Origin of the sequence: Mesorhizobium sp. M1365, assembly GCF_040317865.1 — a bacterium.
Lineage (GTDB): Bacteria > Pseudomonadota > Alphaproteobacteria > Rhizobiales > Rhizobiaceae > Mesorhizobium.
This window is the reverse complement of sequence record NZ_JAMYLG010000106.1, coordinates 1-1,128: the sequence shown is the minus strand read 5'-3', so window position 1 is coordinate 1,128 and position 1,128 is coordinate 1. Positions and strand designations below refer to the sequence as shown.

The 1,128-nt window shown below is 65.7% G+C and carries 1 protein-coding gene; it reads right to left on the bottom strand.

The features are described from left to right. Positions 1–19: 19 nt before the first annotated feature. Positions 20–1,128 (bottom strand): IS21 family transposase (istA, locus tag NKH04_RS33075; protein WP_353045606.1); only part of this gene is annotated, 1,109 nt, incomplete at its 5' end.

Sequence of the window (1,128 nt, the reverse complement as noted above, 5' to 3'; positions counted from 1 at the left end):
TCGTGATCGACCGTCGTCATCACCAGCTGCCTCCCACCAGTGCCTCATATTCGGCCAGCGGCCGCAACAGAGCGGAAGGCGCAACAATATCCGCCGGCGCCGATTGCACCGGCGCAGCAGCGCCGACCACGCCGGCAAGATGCGCGCGCTCGACAATCCGTTGGCGACGTCCGCGGCACAAGGCATGATCCGCCACCACCTCGCCCGCATGACGCACGATAACGCGGCCGCCCAGCACCACGACCTGGACGCTCTCCCCGATCAGCCGCCAGGGAACCGAGTAACTGTTCGTGTCCAGGTCGATTGCGCAATCTGCCTGGACCTTGCGCACGAGATCCCGCAGCTGCCCGAACGGCGCCCGTCCGCCCAGAGGGCGAAGCGCCACGGCCTCTTCGGCAAAGCGTTCCGCAGGAGCCACGCCGGTCGTGCCATGCACACGCTGATCGGCAATCTCGCGCGTCCACCGGTCCAGATGCGCCTCGAACGCCGCCCAGTTCTCGAACCGGCGGCCGGCAATCGCATTGTGCTTGACGTAGCCGACCCCGCGTTCGTCCTTTCCCTTCGTACGCGCCCGGTAGGGCGCACAAGCCCGTGGCGTAAATCCCCAGTAGCGGGCAAAGGCGTGCAGCCGCACATTGAAGCGCACCTCCCGCGTCGCCGCATCGTGATGTTCGACCAGCGCCTTCGGATTATCGAACAGCACTTCCGTTGGAACCCCGCCGAAGCGAAGGAAGGCTCCTTCCATCCCCTCCAACCAGTCCGCCTGGCGCTCCCGAAGCGAGGGACGGATATGCAGCCGACGCGAGTAACCCAGCGTTGCCACAAACAGGTGCACCCGAACACGCTCGCCGCCGATCCACGCCCGCGTGTCGCCAAAGTCGATCTGCATTTGATGTCCCGGCGCCGTCTCAAACCGAACCGTCGCGCGCTTCTGCACCCTCAACTCCCGACGCCAACCCTGCACCCGAAGCTCCACCGACCGAAGCCCTATGACGATCCCGTGTTCGCTCTCCAGTTCCTGGCGCACCACATCGGCGTTGCCACCATGGCGGAAGAAGCGCTCCCGCAGCCAATCGTCTAGCCCATCAAACGCGCTCCGCCGCACAGGCTTGCGAAACGGAACAGTCC